The organism is Sinomicrobium weinanense (genome assembly GCF_018863395.1).
In the GTDB taxonomy this organism is placed as follows: domain Bacteria; phylum Bacteroidota; class Bacteroidia; order Flavobacteriales; family Flavobacteriaceae; genus Sinomicrobium; species Sinomicrobium weinanense.
The window spans coordinates 15,417-34,840 of record NZ_JAHKRR010000007.1 but is presented as its reverse complement, the minus strand read 5'-3'; the positions used below and the strand labels follow the sequence as shown (position 1 = coordinate 34,840).

Genomic DNA, 19,424 nt, shown 5'->3' with positions numbered 1-19,424 from the left:
GAATACGATCACTGAATTACCTATTGATAAACCTCCTTGACGAAGTCTTCGTAAGTGACTTCCTTGGTCTTGAGGTTGGCTTTTTCCTTGTACAGATTGAGCAGTTTTTGGCTCATGAGCTGTTCGGAGAGACGTTTTACTTCATCCTGGTTAGAAAGTATCCTGGCCGCTATACTGTCCAGTTCTTCTTCGGAAGGATTGGTTTGCCCGAACTGGGCCATTTGTATTTTGATGAAATCCTTGGCAAAGTCTTTCAGCTCGTCAAAATTTACCTGCAGTTCGTTTTCCTGGATGATCTTTCCTTCGATAAGCTGATAACGGAGGCCTTTTTCCGATTTTTCATATTCTTCCCGGGCTTCGTCCTCGGTGAGGGGGTTTTCGCCGGTTTGCTGTATCCATTTCTGGAGGAATTCTCCGGGGAGGTCAAATTTGGTGCTATCCACCAGGTATTCTGTAATGTCGTTCAGCAATTTCTGATCGGCCTGCTGTTCGAATTGCTTTTCGGAATCTTCCTTGATCTTGGTGCGCAGTTCTTCTTCTGAAGTTACACTTCCGTCAGGGAAAAGTTTATCGAAGAGTTCCTGGTTGAGTTCCGCGGGTTCCCTTTTGTTTATTTCCTCTACTTTAAAACTTACGGCGATATCCAGATCGTGGGCTTCATCGTGGCTCACTTTCAGGAAAGTGATCAGGTCGTGGTCGTCCTGGAAGAGACTTTTGGTCTTCAGTTCCAGAACATCGCCGACTTTGGCATCTGTAAATTTATTGAGGTTCCTTTTTCCTTTGATCTTGTCGAGCGAAAAAGTGGCCTTGTTCTCTATTTCCTTTTCTTCACTGGTAAAGGTCCCGGTAATTTCGTCGCCTTCTTCCACAGTGTCTTTGGAAACGAGTTTTCCGTATTGTTTCTGGATGCGTTCTACTTGTTCGTTGAGCATTTTGTCGTCTGCAACGATATGGTACTGGGTGATCGCTTTCTTTCCTTTGAGGGTGACTTCGAATTCCGGAGCGAGCCCCAGTTCAAATTCAAACGAAAAATCTTCTGCATCCCAGTTAAAATCTTCCTGGGCCTTGGGCAGAGGGTTGCCGAGCACGTCCAGCTTTTCCTCGGTCAGATACTTATCAAGGGCATCCTGTAAAAGTTTGTTTACTTCATCTACCAGAACCGCTTTTCCATATTGCTTCTTCACCAGCCCCAGCGGCACGTGTCCTTTTCTGAACCCGGGGATGTTTGCCTTCTTGCGGTAATCGTTGAGGACCGTAGCTACTTTGTCGCTGTAATCGTCCTTGTTAATTGCAACTTTTACTATTGCATTCAACTCATCAATGTGCTCTCTTGTAATATCCATTTATTCGCTTTAATAAATTAACATGGCCTGTAAAACAGGGTGCAAAATTATGACATTTTGCAATTTTAACCAACTTTTTGAACGCCTGAATTTTAGAGAGCTTCTTTTACCTGATTTCAAGGACATTTCCCGGCATTGCAGACCTAAACCATTCGGTGCTGTTCGTCGAGGTACATCCTGTGTTTTTCGTCGGTGAACAGGGAGGGGTTGGGGTACAGCAATTCTTTTCGGAAAGGGGTGAGCGGTATGTTGTGTTTTACCTTGCGGACAAAATCGGGATTGGACAGGGCGTATTTGCCTATGGAAAACAGGTCGGCCTGGTTGGTTTCCAGTAATTCCCGGGAAAGGTCGAGGTCGTGCAGGCCGCCGTTGGCCATGACCGGGCATTCCAGGATATCCCTGGCCAGGCCGGTAAGGGAAGTACCGTCTTCGTAACGGCACTCTTCTTTCCATCCGTAATGTTCTGCGGCTATGTGAAGGTAGTCGACAGGCATTTTCCGGATCTGGTTGAGGATTTCCCGGGCGGTTTGGCTGCCTCCTTTCCATCGATGGGACAGATTGTTCACTTTTCCTTCGGAAATTCTAAGTCCCACAATAAAATCGGAAGGGACCTGGTTCCTGATCTCTTCGGTGATCTCGGTAGTTATTCTAAGGCGGTTTTCTACGGTCTGGCCGTATTTGTCCGTTCGCAGGTTGAGGTAATCCGTGTGGAACTGATCGAGCAGATATCCGTTGGCTGCGTGTAGTTCGATGCCGTGAAACCCTGCTTTTACTGCATTTTTTGCAGCCCGGATAAAACCATCCTTCATATTCCGGACGTCTTTTTCATCCATTTCGTCCGGGATGGGAAACGGGCCGTCGCCTCCCCCGTATGCCGCCAGTTTTTTGCCCAGGGGTGTAATGCGGGACGGTGCTTTGGTCCGTTCCAGTACCTGGGAAATGGAACCCGCATGCATTAGCTGGGCAATGACTACCGAATTGTGTTTTTTGATGGCCCCGGTGATATGTTGCCATGCGCGTATCTGAGCTTCAGAGACCAGGCCTGGCTGATTGGGATATGACCTGGAATAGTGTTCGTCGGTGTAAAGCCCTTCGGTAATGATCCCCCCGAAGCCGCCTTCGGCAAAGCCCGTGTAATAAGCCGCCATTTCTTCGGTAGGTATCCCGGAAAATTCCGCGCTTACGCGAGACATGGGAGCTACAAAAAAACGGTTGGATATTTTGTTTTTGTTGATGTGGGTTTCGTCAAAAAAAGTTTTCATTGTTCGTTTGTTTTTTGTTTTACAATGCAAACTTAGGGGACATCAGGCGGGAAAAACTTAAGGTATGTTAAGACATTTAACGGAGTTATAAAATATTCGAGATGAGGATTCGCCCTGTCACAAATTCGGTTTATCCGGAATGAGGATATAAGGGTGAATTCAGGAATCCCGGTCTTTTTGGAGTATCCTTTTACGCATAAGACTGAAATATTCGGGGGTGACACCCAGAAAACCTGCAATCTGCCGGTTGGTCAGCCTGTTTTTCAGTGTGGGGTATTTTTTCAGGAAGTCCAGGTATTTTTTTTCAGAATCCTTGGAAAAGTGTTGCACAAGCCTGTTTTGCAGGGCGATGGCGGAATTTTCATTCAAGATCCTGAAAAACCGTTCAAATACGGGGAGGCTCTGGTACAGCTCTTCCAGCGATGCCTTTGTGATCTGCAATAATACGGCGTCTTCCAGGGCTACGATCTCCATGGATGAGGCCTGGTCGGTCCTGAAACTTTTAAAATCCCCGACCCACCAATCCTCATGTGGAAAATAGAGGAGGTGTAGCTTGCCACTGTCATCGATAAGGGAACTTTGAAACAACCCTTTTACGATATAGCTTTCATATCCGGACACCTGGGGTGGACGGAGCAGGTATTCTTTTTTCCGGAGGGTTTTCAGGGTAAAAAACGGGGAGATAAGCCTGAAGTCATCTTCATTGACCGCGATGATCTTTTGAAGGTGCTCTCTGAATTTTTCGAGATATAGAGCAGGGATATCACTCATAGCGCGGTACGGTACTTTTATTATTCTGTATACATGGTTGACAGCGTCTTTTAACCGTCCTGCCGGTTTTCCCGAAGGAACGAATGCAGTATGGACTGAAGAAAAGACAACAGCAGGCTGAAGAGCAGTGCCCACCAGATATTGGCCACCTGAAAACCTCCTATCAGGCTGTCCGTGATCAGGATAACCAGTGCATTGATAATAAGGAGGAAAAGCCCCAGTGTAAGTATGGTAATGGGGAGTGTAAATATAATGAGCACGGGTTTTACGATGAGGTTCAGCAGGGCCAGTACCACAGCTACGAGAATGGCTGTGAGGTAACTGTCAACGCTTACGCCGGGGAGTATTCTTGCAAGGAGTACCACGGCTAAGGCAGTGAGCAATACTTTTAAAACAGTTTTCATGATCTCTTTTGTTTTGGACAGGCAACAGTTGTAGAAATCTATCCTGCCTGTCACTGCCCGGTATGTGTTGTTCTAACAAAAATAAGTAAATTCTTTCGTTTTTTACAGTTAAAAGTAGTAAAGTAACCCCTGTAATGAATATAAGCAAAAAAAAGACTGCCGGAAAAGCAGTCTCTTTAATTCAAAATAGATATGAGGAACAAACAATCGTTCAAAAAAATGCTGTTAATATCCTGGGTTTTGCTCCAGGTTGGGGTTAGATACCAGGGCAGTTGCAGGAATCGGATACAATACTCTGAACTCTTCGGTATTCTCTTTAAATTCCCATTGTCCTGTATAGGCGCCGAAACGGATCATGTCATTTCTTCTCCATCCTTCGTTGTAGAGTTCCCTTCCTCTTTCGTCGAGTAGGGTTTCCAGGTCTACGGAAGAGAGAGTAGAGGCTTTCCTCAGGGTTCTCAATTCGTTTACCAATGCCGTTGCGTCTTCTCCGGAAGAACCTCCTCTTAAAATTGCTTCCGCTTTCATCAGATGTGCGTCGGCATACCGGAAGATGATCATTCCCGTGGCAAAAGCTCCATTGGCCGGGTGGTATTTTAATACCCTTATTCCGGTTCTTTCATTATTTCCTACCAATGCCGGGAAGTCTTTTGTAAATACAAGGGGGTTGCCCGGGCGGTCGTTCAGGGCAATGGGTTGGAGCGGCACGATAATTTTATTATTGTTGTCTTTGGCCACACCATATTGTTGGCCTACCAAAAAGCCATACCCAATGCCATAATTCGTGTCGTCTATGTTGTCTGAAGCTATGTCAGGTACAAATCCCCGTCTTTCTTCCTGGCCGGAACCGGCAACATTGGTTTCGGGATCGCCCTCAAACAGGTTATAAAACTCGGCCAGGGTAGAGAAACCGTTCCATCCGCCGCCGTCGTTATCGGGAACAACCTGGTGGTAGTGAAGTCCATTCCACATTCTAGTGTCGACACCCGCATCAGTATACCAAATCGTTTCGTTATCCGGATCGTTCTTGAAGAGGTCAAAGAACCCTTCCTGTAAGTCGAAACCGTCATTCTTTATGGCGTCAACAGCCTGGATCACCATGGTCATATCTGCGGCTTCGGGATTTCCGGTGCCCTTATATATATGTTTATTGAGATATAACTTAGCCAGTAAAAAATTGGCGGCTGCTTTGGAAGCTTTAATAGTCCCGGCGCCCGGAGAGGTTGAGGGAAGATCGGCAAGGGCCTCGTTGAGGTCGTTTATAATAAAGTCAAAGGCCTCACTTGCTGTCATTACCCTGGGATCTACTTCCACTCCTTCGTCAGCTTCCCGGAAAGGGACTTGTCCGTAGAGGTCCATAACGTGGAACATACTGAATGCTCTTAAAAACTTGGCTTCGGCTGCTTGTTGTGTGCTGGCCTGTGATTGGGGAGCCAGGAGTTGATTAAGTCTGAAAACATTGGAATTTAACCTGTTCCATGCACTTAACACATCTCTGTGAGTGGGGTCCCAGGTATGTTCGTGCAGTACCCGCCATACCCCGTTATCTCCCCAATCGGTACCCCTTGTAGGTACAAGCATTTCGTCTGTAGATACTTCAGAAAGAGCATATAGGGCTTCCTGGGTGTTAAATGTATTTCGAATATCGATATATGCAGCTCCCAGTGCCTCTCCAGGATTCACACCTCCAAAACCTTCGTCCGTATCCGGTATCACGATAGAGTCTTTTTCGTCTACATCAAGGTCTGTACAGGAAAAGGCGAGGATGATAAAACCTATAGTGAAAATGTTTCTCGTTATATTTTTCATGATGTGTTTTTTAGAATGATGCATTTAACCCTAATGTAAATGTTCTCGGCCTCGGATAGGAGGTGTAATCTATACCCAGGGAGGGAACACCGTTGAGCTCTTTATTCGTGTTTACCTCTGGATCCAGCCCAGAATAATCGGTGATCACAACGAGGTTTTGCGCATTTAGATATATTCGAAGGGATTTAAATACTTTGGATTTGTCGGCAAATTCGAAATTGTGCCCTAATGTGATGTTCTGCAGCCTTAAAAAATCTCCCTTTTCAAGGAACCTTGTAGATACATCTGGGGCATTGGCACCAGACTCTTCACTGCCGAGGACATCTTTAGTGACATTTCTTCCGTTTCCTATGGACCCGGCTGTAAAGAAGGCGTTTTGGGTATTATTATATATATAGTGCCCGAACTGGCCGGAAAAAAAAGCCGATAAATCCCAGCTCTTATACCTGAAATTGGTGGAAATCCCCAGATTGTACTTGGGGAGGGCACTTTTTCCCACAAACTTCTGAAGGTCACCTCCTTCGTAGGTGGACAGTCCGTTTTCGTCATAACCGGTAAATTCACGGAGGAAATAGGAGAACAGCGGTTGTCCGTCCTCAATTCTTTGGGCAAAAGCTCCTGTAAGTCCTTGTCCGTTGATTCCACCAGTATCCACAATGCCGTCAAAGTTTTTTACCACATTGTCGTTATAGGAAAAATTAGTGCTCAGGTCCCATGTAAAATCTTCTGTTTCTATCAGGCCATAATTCAAGGTGATCTCAAAGCCCTTGTTGATTACATCGGCATCAAGGTTACGATATACAAAGGGTTGCGATGCAGGTTGGGCAGATGTTATTTGCATCAGCAAGTCTGTGGTATTTTTGCGGTAGAGGTCTACGGAACCGTTGAAACGGTTGTCCCAGAAACCGAAATCAATACCTATGTTAAATTGCTGGGTTTGTTCCCATTTGAGGTCAGGATTGGCGAAGGCCAAGTCGTTCAGCCCGGATGATTGCACCACTCCGCTGTCGTTAACCCCGAGCCCACCGTATCGTTGCCGTGTCTGATAGAGGTTGTGTGGTAATTCCTGGTTACCGGTAACACCATAACCGAGGCGTAATTTCAGATTATAAAAGGCTTCCGGGATAAATTCTTCGTCGGAAAGTATCCATGCGAAGGCACCGGAGGGGAAATATCCGTATTTGTTATTTCCACCAAATTTGGAAGAACCGTCGGCTCTCAGAGTAGCGGTAAACAGGTATCGGTCTTTGAGGGTATAGTTTATCCGCCCGAAGAATGACTGAAGTTCGTCTGTGTAATTATACCAGTCAGAAACCGCCGCTCTTGCCGGTGTATCGGCTACAGTGATGGTTTCGGAAACAGGTTCGGGAAACAGGCGGTTTACAAAAGCGCCATCTGTCCCGTAACCGTATTGCTGATAGGCCCCGGTAATGGAATTTCTCACAATCCGGTCAGTGGCTTTCAGATCGTCCACAATTCCGTTCATATTGGTGCCCGAAAAACCCCAGCCCTGATAATTTCTTCCTTCATTGTTAAACTCCTGGTAAGAGTACCCCAGCAAGGCTGTCAATTTAGAGTTTTCAAATTCTTTTCGGTAGTTAAAGAGTACTTCAAGTAGCTGACTGCTGGTTTCGATTTCGGAGATAAAGGCGCGTCCGTTCCCAAATACTCCATCCCCCATGAACAATTCAGGTGAAAGTACACCATCCCTGTCGGAAGAAGAGTTATCAAAGCCCGTGTTTACCTTTACATTGAATTCGTTCGTAAAATCGTATTCGGCGGACAGGTTTATAAGACTTCTGTTCGTTTTTGTTTTGTCCTGGTAGTATTTTAACATGGACAGGGGATTCAGGTTGGAGTTGGAAAACTGGAAATCCGGGTCAGATGGCCAGGTAGGATTGGCCATATATGAGGCACCGAGTAAATCTCCTTCAAACCCTGCATTGTTTGTTATTAGGGGAGCTTCGTCATTTACCCGTGAAATGGTGATCTGGGCTCCGAGTTTCAGTTTGTCCTTAAAAAGACGTTGATTAAAGTTCAGCCTTCCGTTAAGGCGCTCCATAGAGGAGTTTTTGATAATCCCCTGCTGGTCTGAGTAACTCAGTGAAACCCTGTAATTTCCAGTGTCATACCCGTTGGAATAAGACAAATTATGGGTATGGGAAAAAGATGTCCGTGTGATTTGGTCCTGCCAATCGGTGCTTGATCCGTGGTCCTGTTCTTCAACATTGCCCCCGAACTGGTCTATACCTTGTAAAAATTGTTCTCTGTTCAACAGGTCGTATTCCTTTGCAGCACTGGAAACACTCATAGTATTGGAATATTCCAGAGTGCCCTCCTGACCCCTTCCGCTTTTAGTGGTAATGATAACCACGCCGTTGGCTCCCCTGGAGCCGTATATGGCTGTTGCCGAGGCGTCTTTAAGTACGTCTATACTGGCAATGTCGTTTGGATTAATGAAATTCAGCGGATTTTTAGAAGATGAAGAACCCCGGCCGATATCTGCGCTGCCGGAAGAAGTGTCATCCCCGGCCAGAGGAATACCATCAACCACAAACAGAGGGTTGTTGTTACTTCTTACGGAAGAAGTACCCCGGATACGGATATTGATCCCAGCACCGGGCTCACCGCTGGAAGAAGTGATCTGTACCCCGGCGCTTTTACCTTGTATGAGTTCTTCGGGAGCAGCAATGACCCCCTTGTTAAAGTCTTCTGCTTTCACGGAGACTACAGAACCGGTAGCATCCCTTCGGGTGGTTTCTCCATATCCGATAATAACCACTTCATCAAGTGCCTGTGCATCTTCGGCCATTGTAACGTTGATCGTGGATCTTCCGTTCACGGCCACTTCCTGGCTTTTGAACCCTACGTAACTGAATACCAGAACAGCATCTTCTGCAACATCTTCCAGGGTAAAATTCCCGTCAAAATCTGACTGTGTTCCGTTAGTGGTGCCTTTTACCAGGATGTTGGCCCCGGCCAGCGGCCCCATATCATCGGAAACCGTTCCGGAAACCGTGATCTGGGCCTGTATAGCACCATATGATAATATGGAAAAAACAAAGACCAGATTTTTAAGTAAATCGATTTTCATAAATGGTGGTTTTTGGTGTGTTTGAGTTAGTTTAAATCAAAACTAAAGTTAAAATTATATTAATTTTTTATTAATCCCAGGACCTGGTGTCACGAAAACGTTGTAGTGTTGATAACTTTTAGTGAATTGACGTATATGCATTATAAAAGCTGTTAAAATAATATATATGTAAAAAATATACTTACAAATACCGTTATTCCGAAAAATCAATCTATATAAATATATTGATTTTTTCGTTAATAATTAACCTGGGGACTGTTTATGTGTTATTTTTTAGGAAAAATAAAGGGTTGATGTCCTTAACAGATTAACATTTACTTTTGAAAAGAATGCCGTTACTTATTGGGAAACGGACCATATGGAAAAACTACGCGCAGGGGCTTCTATGGTAACCTGCCCTTCACTATCTGTCATAAGCCAGGCACTGGTATTATTGGAGTAGTCTACTAGGGATTGGTCTTTCCAGTTCGAAGGAATGGTTCTTTGTTTGTGGCCGCTACTGATATTCATGTAGAGAATAAGCCCGGGATTGTCTTTCGTTCCGTTTCTTCGCATGATGTATTCTTCAGGGCTGCTGTACAACACCTCTATCGGTCCGGTAGCCATGGTGTTATGGATACGTATCAGATCTTTCAGCCTCGATTTATAGGTCTCGTTCTCATAATCACTGTAAAATATGGTCGGATAGCCATTATGTGTAAGGATATAGGCGTACGCGAGCATTTTATTGGCGGTGCTGATATTGTTTTCGGGATTTTCGTCCTTTTCCGTGTCGTGATTGGCTACGAAGGTCACCGCCTTATCAGGATGGGTTTTCCAGAGCATGTCTCCTTCCAGTATGGTGAGGTCATTGTTGCGGTCCAGGGCTTCATCCAGTTTATAGAAACAGGCAAAATCAAAAGCGGCCGAACCGGAGGCCTCCACCCATTCTATGAGTTTCGGGGCAGAGCCGTCCCAGTATTCCCCAACGGAAAATCCGCCAACTTCATCGTTCCACGCCTTGACCACCCAGGAACCGTATCCTTTGACGTAATCGAAGCGCCAGCCGTCGAATTTCATGATGTCCTTATAATACCTGGCCACGGAATTTTCTCCTTTCCACAGCCATTCCTGCACCCGGGACTGGTGGTGGCAGAGGTCTTGTTCTTCGAAGAAAAGGGCTTCCTCATCATGTTCGTGGATACTGTTCGGGTGGAAATCTTCGTAATTCCGGTTGAACATTCCGGAAGCATTGCCGTGGTCCTTGTTAAAAAGCGTATGGGTGTTCTTGTTCCGGTACGGATTGAATTCTTCCCCGCCCCCCGAATTGTGATTGAGCACGATATCGGCAATGACCTCCAGTCCGTTATTGTGAGCCTTACCGATCAGGGCTTCCAGATCTGAACGGGTACCGAAACGGGTGGGGATGGTGTTGTGCTGGTCAAATTCGCCGAAGTCGAAGTAATCCGAAGGGTCGTATCCCATGGAAAACTCCCCGGATTGTCCCTTGGTCGCTACAGGAAGCCATATCCGGTCTATACCCGACGCGGCCCAGTCTTCTATTTTTCGGGAGAGGATTTCCCACCATTCGAACCGGGGCTCCACATCCCAGTAGAAGGCCTGCATCATAACCCTTTTACCGTTGTCGTATTGAGAAAGGTCCGCCTTTCCGGGCAGGGGTTCGGGTGGGGCTACGGTATAATTGTCGCTGTCGCCGTTGTTACAGCCTGAGAGGATTGTAATTAAAAAGAATGTAAATATAATGGTGGTTAAAGATAGGCGTGGTGTTTTCATAATAAGCTGTTTTTTTGGTATGGAAAGGAAAAGATACAGAATGCAGGAAGCCTGTTGTTATTGCGGGGATAGGATAAAGGTATTTCCCGCATTCTGTTTTATCAGGCAGAGAGATCTGCGACCTGCCGGTTAGTTTGCACTCACCGCATAGTTATATTCCCTCGGATTGCTCAGGTCGAGCACTATGGTGTAATTGCCTGCCTCAGCTATGGCAATATTTGCCGAACCTTCTTCGAGTGAACCGTCGGCACCGTCATCACCGAGGTTCAGGTCCCAGCTGTCGTTAGCCCGGAACTTGATCTCACCCGCTTGGAGGTCCATAGTAATGGTCCAGGTCTTGCTTTCGGCATTATAGGCCATATCCGTGTCGGCATCCCAGCCACCCGGGGTGGCATCACCGATAACTCCCCAACTGGTATCCAGAAGGTCATAGGTCAGAGCTTCGGTATCTACCTGTATCCTGTAGTATCCGGCCGAAACAGACAGGTTGGCTCCGTCATTGAGCAGCAGGGTACCGGAACCTCCGTCCCCGTATTCGCCGTTGCCCCATTCGGGGGCTGCCGTAAATTTGTATTCGGCATCACCGGCAAAATAGACATAGCCTTCAAACTCCGAAGCCGAAGTGGCTGAAGATTTGAGCTGCGGTGCTTCGGCCGGGCTCCAGTCACTGCCATACCCGCCTGCAGCCTGGTAGCTGCCAGGGACCCAGAGATAGGAAGGCCCGGGCGCTTCGGTGCTGTAAGGGACAATACTGATGTTGATGGCTTCTGAGATCAGCTTGTCGAAATCATCGCTTACCGATGCCACTACCCTGACTTCTATTGCAGTGGCTTCATCGGGTGTTAATCCCAGTGTAGTGGCCGTGTTGTTGAGGTGCTCTACACTAACGGCAAGTTGCGTGGCCGTAGTTTCACCCAATATGGCCGGGGACTGGAAGTCATTTCCCGGGAAGTCGGCCTGCAGGCTATAATTGATCTGTGTAGGTACGTTGAAATTAGCCTTGTTCCACACAAAACGGTCGGCCTGTTGGTCAGCGTTCTCTTCCATAAGGATATAACTGCTCCCCGAAGTCGGTGCTGTGATAACAGGTTTGTCGCTGGCTGTAATGACCGGGCCGTCGTCATCCCCGGAACACGCCCAGAACAATCCTGCGGAAAAGGCCAGGGCGGTTATAAAACTTGTTGTTCTCATTATTAATGGGTTTTCAGGTTAGTGTTTTTTGGTGTTCAGGTACACGAGTATATGGTTGAATTAAGTAAACTCGAACACCCGTATACCCGAACATCCGTTAGTATCCCGGGTTTTGGACCAGGTTGCTGTTGGCACTCAGATCTGTGAGCGGTATGGGCAGGAGCGTACGGAACGATTCTACGCCCGAACCGCTGAGGCTGCCACCTTTCCAGGGCCACAGGTAATCGGTGCCGGTAAACTTCCCGAAGCGGATAAGGTCCGTTCTGCGGTGCCCCTCCCAGTAGAGTTCCCTCCCTCTTTCATCCAGGATAAAATCCAGTGTTAGTTGTGAAGAGGTAATATTTCCGGAAGTATTGCCGTAGGCGCGTTCCCTCAATTGGTTTACGAGATTTGTAGCCGTAGTTATATCGCCATTGCTACCTCCGCGGACCACAGCTTCGGCATACATCAGGTAAGCGTCTGCCAGGCGGAACATGGGATAATCGGTATCTACAAATTCACCGCTGATATCGGAACCCATCTCTCCAGTGGAGGTGATGTTCCTGTACTTGGCAATGGCATAGCCGTTGTTAAACGCCGTATAGTCCGTGTTTTCCCTGATGTGCCCTTCGGTGTGGAAAAGAGCGCGCCCGTCTGCTTCGGTATCGGGGTCGTCAAAAAGGTCTGCAAAGGCAGAAGTGGTGCGGTTGCCTTCCCAACCCCCGTTGACGCCGAATTCGGCAGGGTCCATCGTAGAGTTGCTGATCCCGGCGTGGATGATATAGGTAGTGCCGCCGTAGGACCGGCTGTAAAGTCCGTCAGAAGCCAGGGGGAGGATAATCTCGGCCGAATGGTCATTGTCGGCCAGGAAAAGGTCCTGGTAATTGGGTTCGAGCGTATATCCGCCTTCGTTGATGATCTTGCCCAGATAGGTCAGGGCCTCCGAATATTTGGCTTCCCCGGTATACACTTCGGCATTGAGGTAGAGCTTGGCCAGGAGCATCCAGGCCGCTACCCGGTCGGCACGGGCGTATTCGTTAGACCGCGGCGCTTTCATCAACGGGGCGATCTCCAGGAGTTCGTTTTCTACATAGTTGAACAGCTCTTCCCGGGTATACCTGGGCGGCTCAAAATTACCTACGGGGTCGTTTTCGGTGACGAAAGGAACATTGCCAAACATATCGATGGCATGCCAGTAGGCGAGGGCCCTTAAAAAACGGGCCTCGTTCCTGAAATCTTCTATTTCCGTATTTTCGGCACCTTCGGTCTCCCGGAGAAAGTTATTGGCCATGGCCACTTCCAGGTAAATGCGGTCATAGAGTATCCGTACAAAGTTATTGCCCGCGGTCCAGTCGAGGTGGTTGAGGGCGTCCAGTCCGCCGTCGCCCCAACGGTTCAGGGCCTCGTCGGTGGTCAGTTCCTGGAAGTTCCAGTAGTTCCTGATATAGGAAGAGGCTCCGGCATCGGGGGCCACCACATCGGTCTTGTCTGAGGTTTCCTGTCCGGTGAGGATAAAGGCGCTGTATATTTTGGCCAGCATGCCCTTATAGGCTTCCGGATCGTTTTCGAGGATATTGTCGACAGTCTGTTCCACCCGGGGATCGGTGTCCAGGTCGCCTGTACAGGAGTTTAGCAGGACTGTAAAAAGCCCCAGTACTCCGGCATATATGTTTTTGAACTTTATTTTTTGCATGTCGAATGTCTTTAGGGTTTATTTAGAAATCCAGGCTCAGCCCCAGGAGGAAAGTCCTCGGACGCGGATAGATGTTGTAGTCATTTCCGTTCTGTACTTCAGGGTCCAGGCCGTCATACCCGGTAAGGGTAAACACATTCTGTACAGAACCGTAAATACGTGCAGAGAGGCTGTTCCCCAGAAAATTTCCGGCATTATATCCCAGGGTAATATTGTCCAGTTTCAGGAAAGAGGCATCCTGAATGTAGTAGTCAGACAGGCGCACTTCGTCCGTGGCTTGTACAAAGCCGGTGTCGTTGTAGTTGTCCACGATATTGGTGAGGAAGGTGGAGCTGGTAAACACCCCGTTGCGGAAGCCTACGTTAGAATCGATATTGTTGTATACATAGTTCCCGGCCTGTCCTCTGAATACCATGTTGAGGTCCCAGTTTTTATAGCGGAACTGTGAGCTAAAGCCATAATACATATCAGGGAGTGCCGATTTGTGGATGTAACGGTCGTTATCGTCGATCACCCCGTCACCGTTCTGGTCAACAAACACGTTTTCCACCGGTTTTCCGTCAGTATCGTAAACCTGTTCATAGACATAGAAACTATACGGTGTTTCTCCTACGGCGTGTACCTGGTTAAAAAGCCCGGTCCCCCCGCTGATATTCCGGTCCTGTACAGAAATAAAATCGGTATCGGCATTGAGCCCGGTGACCTCCGATCGGGTCCAGGTGACGTTTCCGCCCAGGGTCCAGGTAAAATTGTCGGTCTGTACCGGGATGGCACTTACTTCAAACTCTACCCCCTTGTTTTCCATGGTCCCTACATTGTCTACAAACACATTGGACAGGTTGCTGCCTGCCGGGGTAGACACTTCGCTGAGAAGGTCCCTGGTCTTTCGGTAGTACACATCGATCGCTCCTGTGATACGGTTGTCCAGGAAACCGTAGTCGAGTCCGGCGTTGTAGGTGGTGGTCTCTTCCCAGGTGAGGCTGGTGCTGTACGGATTGGGGCGATAGGTCGTGTAATAGTTGTCCCCGAAAGGGTACTGTACCTGCTCGTTCCCAGCCAGGTATACGGACAGGTAGGGGAAATACCTGCCGGGGAGATCCTGCTGCCCGGTAATACCCCAGCCCAGGCGGAGTTTCAGGTTGCTCAGGGTTTTGGAATCCTGCAACCAGGGTTCGTCATAAATATTCCAGGCGAAAGCGGCCGAAGGGAAGTTGCCCCATCTCGCATCCGGGTCGAACCTGGAAGAACCGTCCCTTCTGAGGGTGGCGGTCAGCAAATATTTGTCCCTGATGGAAATATTGGCCCTTCCGAAGAAAGAGGCGATGACCACGGGATTGTAGTAGCGGGTAATGATCACCTGGTCGTTGATATAGTCGTAATTGTTCTTGTACCCGTCGTTTACAAAGGACTGGTAAGAATGCCCCGCCGTGATATCGAGGTTGGAAATAAAACGGTCCTCAAACGATTTGGTATAGTTGAGGTAAAAGTCCATCAACAGGTTCCTCTTGGTCTGGAATTCGGTTTCCAGATGGCCGTAACCTTTTCCGTTCCTGTAGTAGTTTGCAGAGCTTTCAGATATGTTATCGTTCCTTTCCCCTTTGGAGACATCATACCCCAGGTTTAGGTTGGCCCGAAGCTCGGGAAGGAAATGGAATTTGTAGTCGAGTTCGATGTTCCCGACGCTCCGTTTTACATCCCCCGTGTTGTTCCTTTGTTTTAAAAGGGCCAGGGGATTTCTCGGGGCGAGGGTTTCCACATTTCCGTTGGTAAATTCTTCGTAATACCCGCCAAAGGGCATGCTGTTATCATACACCGGATTGGTAGGGTTCATCAGTATGGCACTACCGACGGCCCCGGTGTCGGCAAAACGGCTGTCGTTCAGTATGCCTTTTACATTGATATCCACTTTGAGGTGGTTGTCAAAGAATCTGGGGGTAACACCGAATGATCCCGTCCACCTTTCGAGTGAGGAGGTCTGGAGTATCCCGTCCTGTTCCGTGTATCCCACAGAAGCCCGGAAAGGCGTGTTTCCGAACAACTGCCCTTTTACGCTGAAATTCTGGTCAAAGCTGATGGCATCCCTGAAGATGATATCCTGCCAGTTGGTATTGCTTCCCCTCAGCAGGGCCTGTTGGGCCTCATTGCCATGGGTTTGTACGAGTTCGCGGAAGGCCCCGGCAGAAAAGGCGTCTACTGTTTGGGTAACGGTGCTCACGGAAGTCTTGGCGTTGTAATTGAACTGCAATTCGCCGCTGCTGCCCTTCTTGGTGGTAATGATGATCACCCCGTTGGATGCCCTGGACCCGTAAATGGCCGCTGCAGAAGCGTCTTTCAGTACCGTAAAACTTTCGATGTCGTTGGGGTTTACAATGTTCAGCGGGTTACTTAGCCCGGCGATGCCTTCCTTGTCAACCGGAACCCCGTCGATAACGATCAGGGGGTCGTTGTTGGCGTTGAGTGAAGCTCCGCCCCGGATGCGGATATTGGCGCCGGCCCCGGGTTCTCCTCCGCTGGAAGTGATCTGCACTCCGGCTGTCTTTCCAGAGATCAACTGGTCGGGAGATACGACCATACCGTTGTTAAAATCTTCACTTTTTACCGTGGTTACCGACCCTGTGGCATCTTTCTTTTTCACCTGACCATACCCTATGAGGACCACTTCCTCCAGTTTCTGGGTATCCTCTTCCATGGATACGTTCAGTGTAGTGCCGGTTGCGGTCACTTCAACCGTTTTAAATCCGATATAGGAAAAAACAAGGACATCATCCGTATTGGCTTCGATTGTATAGTTACCGTCAAAATCGGTAGTAGCCCCCGTAGTTGTGCCCTTGACAACGACATTTACTCCCGGCAATGGGGTGGAGGTGCCCGCCTCAGTTACCGTACCGTTTACCGTCGTCTGCGCATATGTTCCCAGGGGAACACATAAAAACAACGACAGCAAAGTGTAAATATGGAATTTTTTCATGCTGTAGATTGATTTGATTTTAAAAACATACATGAAATGAGTTCAATACATTTTGCGTATTTTTCATGCAATTTTTTTGTTGATTTGATTAAAAATCAGGCTTGTAATTTTACTTCTCGGAGCTAAAACTATGTAAATTTTATGTTAAGTAAACCGGGAGGTGGTCATTACAACGTTTTCGTGTGAAAAACTTTTTGAAAACCGCGTAATTTTTTAGCTTTTGCAGGGTGAAATTGTTGAATTGTGAATTATAAATGAAACGAATTGCCGTATTGATAAAAACAGGTTGTGTAAAAGGAGAAACAATCAAAAGGGAAAGTGCTGTTTACCCGTGCTTATTTTTAGTTTTTTAAGGGTAGTTCAGACCATTAGAAAAGAAGGGGTATCTTTGTAGGGATCATGAAAAAGAAAGTCACCATAAAACAAATAGCCCGGGAGCTCGATGTATCTGTTTCAACAGTGTCCAAGGCATTGCGCGACAGCAAAGAAATAAGCCTGGATACCCGGCAAAAAGTACAGGCGTTCGCCAAATTGTTGAATTACAGGCCCAATAACATTGCCATTAGCCTGAAGAACCGGAAAACAAAGAATATTGGTGTTATCATTCCGGAGATCGTGCACCACTTTTTTACCACGGTGATCAGTGGTATAGAACGGGAGGCGAATAAGGCCGGGTACAATGTGATCGTATGCCTGTCTGACGAATCGTTTGACAAAGAAGTGATCAACATGGAAACCCTGGCCAACGGAAGCATTGACGGTTTTATCCTTTCACTGTCGAAGGAAACACAGGCCAAAAAAGACTTCCATCATCTGCAGGAAGCCATCAATCAGGGAATGCCCCTGGTGATGTTCGACCGTATTGCAGAGGAGATCCCTTGTGATAAAGTGGTGATAGACGATGTGGACGGAGCCTCAAAAGCCGTAAAATACATGATGAAAACCGGCTGTAAACGAATAGCCCTCCTGAGTACGGTAGACTATGTGAGTGTGGGAAAACTGCGTACCGAAGGCTATGTCCGGGCCCTGGAAGAATCCGGGGGAAAAGTGGACGAATCCCTCATCCTTAAGATAGAGGACATTGACAATTGCGAAAAACAAATTGCGGAACTTTTTGACCGTGCCGGGTTCGACGGGGTCTTTGCCGTAAACGAACTGTTTGCTGTCACCGCCATGAAGGAAGCACAGAAACGGGGATACAAAATACCGGAAGATATATCGTTTATGGGCTTTACAGATGGAATTTTATCCAAATACGCCTTTCCGGCCCTCACCACCGTGGCCCAGCACGGACCGGAAATGGGAGAGATGGCTGCAAAGATGTTGATACAAAGACTGGAAAGCGATGAGGTAGATGATGAATCGTATGTAACAGAAGTCATCAGGACTTCTATTACGGAAAGAGAGAGTACCAAAAGTAACTAATGATTTCTGCTGTACCGGTTTCCCAGTGAAGCCGAGGGACTACAACGTTGTAGTAGAAAAAACTTGTAAATTAACCACTTACCAGAGAAAAATATTTTATATTTACACCCGTCAAGGCTTGTGATTTTACTTCTCAACCCAATAAACAAGTCTTGATAGGTCATGAACTTGCTTAGGCTTTTTTAATTGAAGCGAAAAATAGAGATTTTAGTTCCAGACCTTGTCTTTTTTGCGTTGCATAGCAGGGCTACGGGACAATAAAAAGACAAGGTCTGGAACTGAAAGATCACTTTACAGCCAATTCGGGAAAGCCTAAACAAGTTCACAGCGCTTATCGTAGTATTAATATAAATTACGATAATGAAAAAGCGTAAACTGAGTTTCCTGGAGATCTGGAACATGAGTTTCGGTTTTCTGGGAATACAGATGGGTTTTGCCCTCCAGAATGCCAATGCCAGCAGGATTTTACAGATTTTCGGAGCAGACGTACACCAGTTGTCCTGGTTTTGGTTGGTAGCACCATTGACCGGGCTTATTGTTCAGCCTGTCATTGGTCATTACAGCGACAGGACCTGGACCCGGCTGGGGCGAAGGCGGCCATTCTTTTTAACCGGGGCTATCCTGGCTTCCATAGGTCTGGTACTGCTGCCCCGGGCAGACATATTTGTCGCTTTTCTCCCTGCCTTATGGGTAGGGGCGGGAATGCTGATGATCATGGATGCTTCCATTAATGTAGCCATGGAGCCCTTCCGTGCCCTGGTAGCAGATAATTTGCCTTCCGACCAACGTACCCTCGGCTTTAGTATACAAACCGTATTGATAGGTATCGGTGCCGTAGTCGGCTCCTGGCTGCCTTATGTCCTTACCAACTGGATAGGGATCTCCAATGAGGCAGTAGCCGGTAAAGTTCCGCTCAATTTGCTGTTTTCTTTTATTATCGGGGCACTGATACTCGTGGCGAGTATCCTTCTTACAGTGCTCACTACGAAGGAGTACAGCCCGGAAGAACTCGCAAAGATGGAGCCTGAAGAGCCGGAAGAAACAGAAGAAAAGGCAGGATTGCTAAATATCTTTTCCGACTTTGTAAAAATGCCCGGGACCATGAGACAGCTCAGCTGGGTACAGTTCTTTTCCTGGTTCGGACTGTTCGGCATGTGGGTGTTTTCCACTCCCGCTATTGCTCATCATATTTACGGGCTACCTCTCGATGATTCGCACAGCAGGGCATATCAGACTGCCGGGGATTGGGTAGGTGTACTGTTTGGCGTCTACAATGCGGTCTCTGCCGTATTTGCCTTTTTCCTGCCGGTCATGGCCAAAAAGATAGGAAGAAAATCCACTCATACCATTTCACTGGTCATAGGTGGAATAGGGTTGATCTCTGTCTACTTCGCTCCCAACGAATACTGGCTTATCGCTTCCATGCTAGCCGTGGGCATTGCCTGGGCCAGTATCCTTGCCATGCCCTATGCCATCCTGGCCGGGTCCATTCCCGCCAGGAAGATGGGAGTCTATATGGGGATATTCAATTTCTTTATCGTTATCCCACAGATCATCAATGCTCTTATCGGCGGACCTATGGTAAAATACCTCTACGGGGGTAATGCCATCTACGCCATTGTGGTGAGCGGCATCTCCTTTTTACTGGCCGCTGCACTTGTTTCCCGTGTGGACGACGTAGACGAAGCAAATGACCGAAAAACTCAATAACC

12 protein-coding genes are annotated in these 19,424 nt (G+C 47.5%); 2 read left to right on the top strand and 10 right to left on the bottom strand.

The features are described from left to right. Window positions 1-20: 20 nt before the first annotated feature. From tig to KN811_RS16945, 10 genes are all read right to left on the bottom strand, one after another. The gene (gene tig / locus KN811_RS16990; protein WP_187964175.1) at window positions 21-1,343 is read right to left on the bottom strand and encodes a trigger factor; all 1,323 of its coding nucleotides are present in this window, start codon (window positions 1,341-1,343) and stop codon (window positions 21-23) included. A 143-nt stretch (window positions 1,344-1,486) separates the two neighbouring features. Further along, window positions 1,487-2,605 (bottom strand): oxidoreductase, encoded by a 1,119-nt coding sequence (locus KN811_RS16985; protein ID WP_187964176.1) that lies wholly within the window; start codon window positions 2,603-2,605, stop codon window positions 1,487-1,489. A 159-nt stretch (window positions 2,606-2,764) separates the two neighbouring features. Further along, complete coding sequence (locus tag KN811_RS16980) at window positions 2,765-3,376, bottom strand: Crp/Fnr family transcriptional regulator (protein WP_187964177.1); 612 nt, start codon at window positions 3,374-3,376, stop codon at window positions 2,765-2,767. 50 nt (window positions 3,377-3,426) lie between these two features. Continuing rightward, complete coding sequence (locus KN811_RS16975) at window positions 3,427-3,780, bottom strand: phage holin family protein (RefSeq protein WP_187964178.1); 354 nt, start codon at window positions 3,778-3,780, stop codon at window positions 3,427-3,429. Between the two features lie 225 nt (window positions 3,781-4,005). Beyond that, on the bottom strand, window positions 4,006-5,589 hold the full coding sequence (locus tag KN811_RS16970; protein ID WP_187964179.1) for a RagB/SusD family nutrient uptake outer membrane protein: 1,584 nt from the start codon (window positions 5,587-5,589) through the stop codon (window positions 4,006-4,008). A 10-nt stretch (window positions 5,590-5,599) separates the two neighbouring features. Then, the gene (locus KN811_RS16965) at window positions 5,600-8,683 is read right to left on the bottom strand and encodes a SusC/RagA family TonB-linked outer membrane protein (RefSeq protein WP_216334910.1); all 3,084 of its coding nucleotides are present in this window, start codon (window positions 8,681-8,683) and stop codon (window positions 5,600-5,602) included. 339 nt (window positions 8,684-9,022) lie between these two features. Further along, window positions 9,023-10,456, bottom strand: a complete 1,434-nt coding sequence (locus KN811_RS16960) for an alpha-amylase (protein WP_187967528.1) — start codon at window positions 10,454-10,456, stop codon at window positions 9,023-9,025. A gap of 129 nt (window positions 10,457-10,585) precedes the next feature. Continuing rightward, window positions 10,586-11,647, bottom strand: a complete 1,062-nt coding sequence (locus tag KN811_RS16955) for a SusE domain-containing protein (RefSeq protein ID WP_187967527.1) — start codon at window positions 11,645-11,647, stop codon at window positions 10,586-10,588. A gap of 97 nt (window positions 11,648-11,744) precedes the next feature. Next, complete coding sequence (locus KN811_RS16950) at window positions 11,745-13,319, bottom strand: RagB/SusD family nutrient uptake outer membrane protein (RefSeq protein WP_187967526.1); 1,575 nt, start codon at window positions 13,317-13,319, stop codon at window positions 11,745-11,747. A 22-nt stretch (window positions 13,320-13,341) separates the two neighbouring features. After that, the gene (locus tag KN811_RS16945) at window positions 13,342-16,287 is read right to left on the bottom strand and encodes a SusC/RagA family TonB-linked outer membrane protein (protein ID WP_187967525.1); all 2,946 of its coding nucleotides are present in this window, start codon (window positions 16,285-16,287) and stop codon (window positions 13,342-13,344) included. Between the two features lie 399 nt (window positions 16,288-16,686). Between KN811_RS16945 and KN811_RS16940 the strand changes: the two genes are divergently transcribed. Together KN811_RS16940 and KN811_RS16935 are read left to right on the top strand one after the other, a co-directional pair. Further along, a complete protein-coding gene (locus KN811_RS16940; protein WP_187967524.1) occupies window positions 16,687-17,712 on the top strand; it encodes a LacI family DNA-binding transcriptional regulator in 1,026 nt (341 codons plus the stop codon). A 360-nt stretch (window positions 17,713-18,072) separates the two neighbouring features. Beyond that, window positions 18,073-19,422 (top strand): MFS transporter, encoded by a 1,350-nt coding sequence (locus KN811_RS16935; RefSeq protein WP_187967523.1) that lies wholly within the window; start codon window positions 18,073-18,075, stop codon window positions 19,420-19,422. The last annotated feature ends 2 nt before the right edge of the window (window positions 19,423-19,424 follow it).

What these genes read in the sequence shown, in the direction of transcription:
- tig (WP_187964175.1), bottom strand. Translation starts at nt 1,343, where the DNA reads ATGGATATTACAAGAGAGCACATTGATGAGTTGAATGCAATAGTAAAA.
- KN811_RS16985 (WP_187964176.1), bottom strand. Translation starts at nt 2,605, where the DNA reads ATGAAAACTTTTTTTGACGAAACCCACATCAACAAAAACAAAATATCC.
- KN811_RS16980 (WP_187964177.1), bottom strand. Translation starts at nt 3,376, where the DNA reads ATGAGTGATATCCCTGCTCTATATCTCGAAAAATTCAGAGAGCACCTT.
- KN811_RS16975 (WP_187964178.1), bottom strand. Translation starts at nt 3,780, where the DNA reads ATGAAAACTGTTTTAAAAGTATTGCTCACTGCCTTAGCCGTGGTACTC.
- KN811_RS16970 (WP_187964179.1), bottom strand. Translation starts at nt 5,589, where the DNA reads ATGAAAAATATAACGAGAAACATTTTCACTATAGGTTTTATCATCCTC.
- KN811_RS16965 (WP_216334910.1), bottom strand. Translation starts at nt 8,683, where the DNA reads ATGAAAATCGATTTACTTAAAAATCTGGTCTTTGTTTTTTCCATATTA.
- KN811_RS16960 (WP_187967528.1), bottom strand. Translation starts at nt 10,456, where the DNA reads ATGAAAACACCACGCCTATCTTTAACCACCATTATATTTACATTCTTT.
- KN811_RS16955 (WP_187967527.1), bottom strand. Translation starts at nt 11,647, where the DNA reads ATGAGAACAACAAGTTTTATAACCGCCCTGGCCTTTTCCGCAGGATTG.
- KN811_RS16950 (WP_187967526.1), bottom strand. Translation starts at nt 13,319, where the DNA reads ATGCAAAAAATAAAGTTCAAAAACATATATGCCGGAGTACTGGGGCTT.
- KN811_RS16945 (WP_187967525.1), bottom strand. Translation starts at nt 16,287, where the DNA reads ATGAAAAAATTCCATATTTACACTTTGCTGTCGTTGTTTTTATGTGTT.
- KN811_RS16940 (WP_187967524.1), top strand. Translation starts at nt 16,687, where the DNA reads ATGAAAAAGAAAGTCACCATAAAACAAATAGCCCGGGAGCTCGATGTA.
- KN811_RS16935 (WP_187967523.1), top strand. Translation starts at nt 18,073, where the DNA reads ATGAAAAAGCGTAAACTGAGTTTCCTGGAGATCTGGAACATGAGTTTC.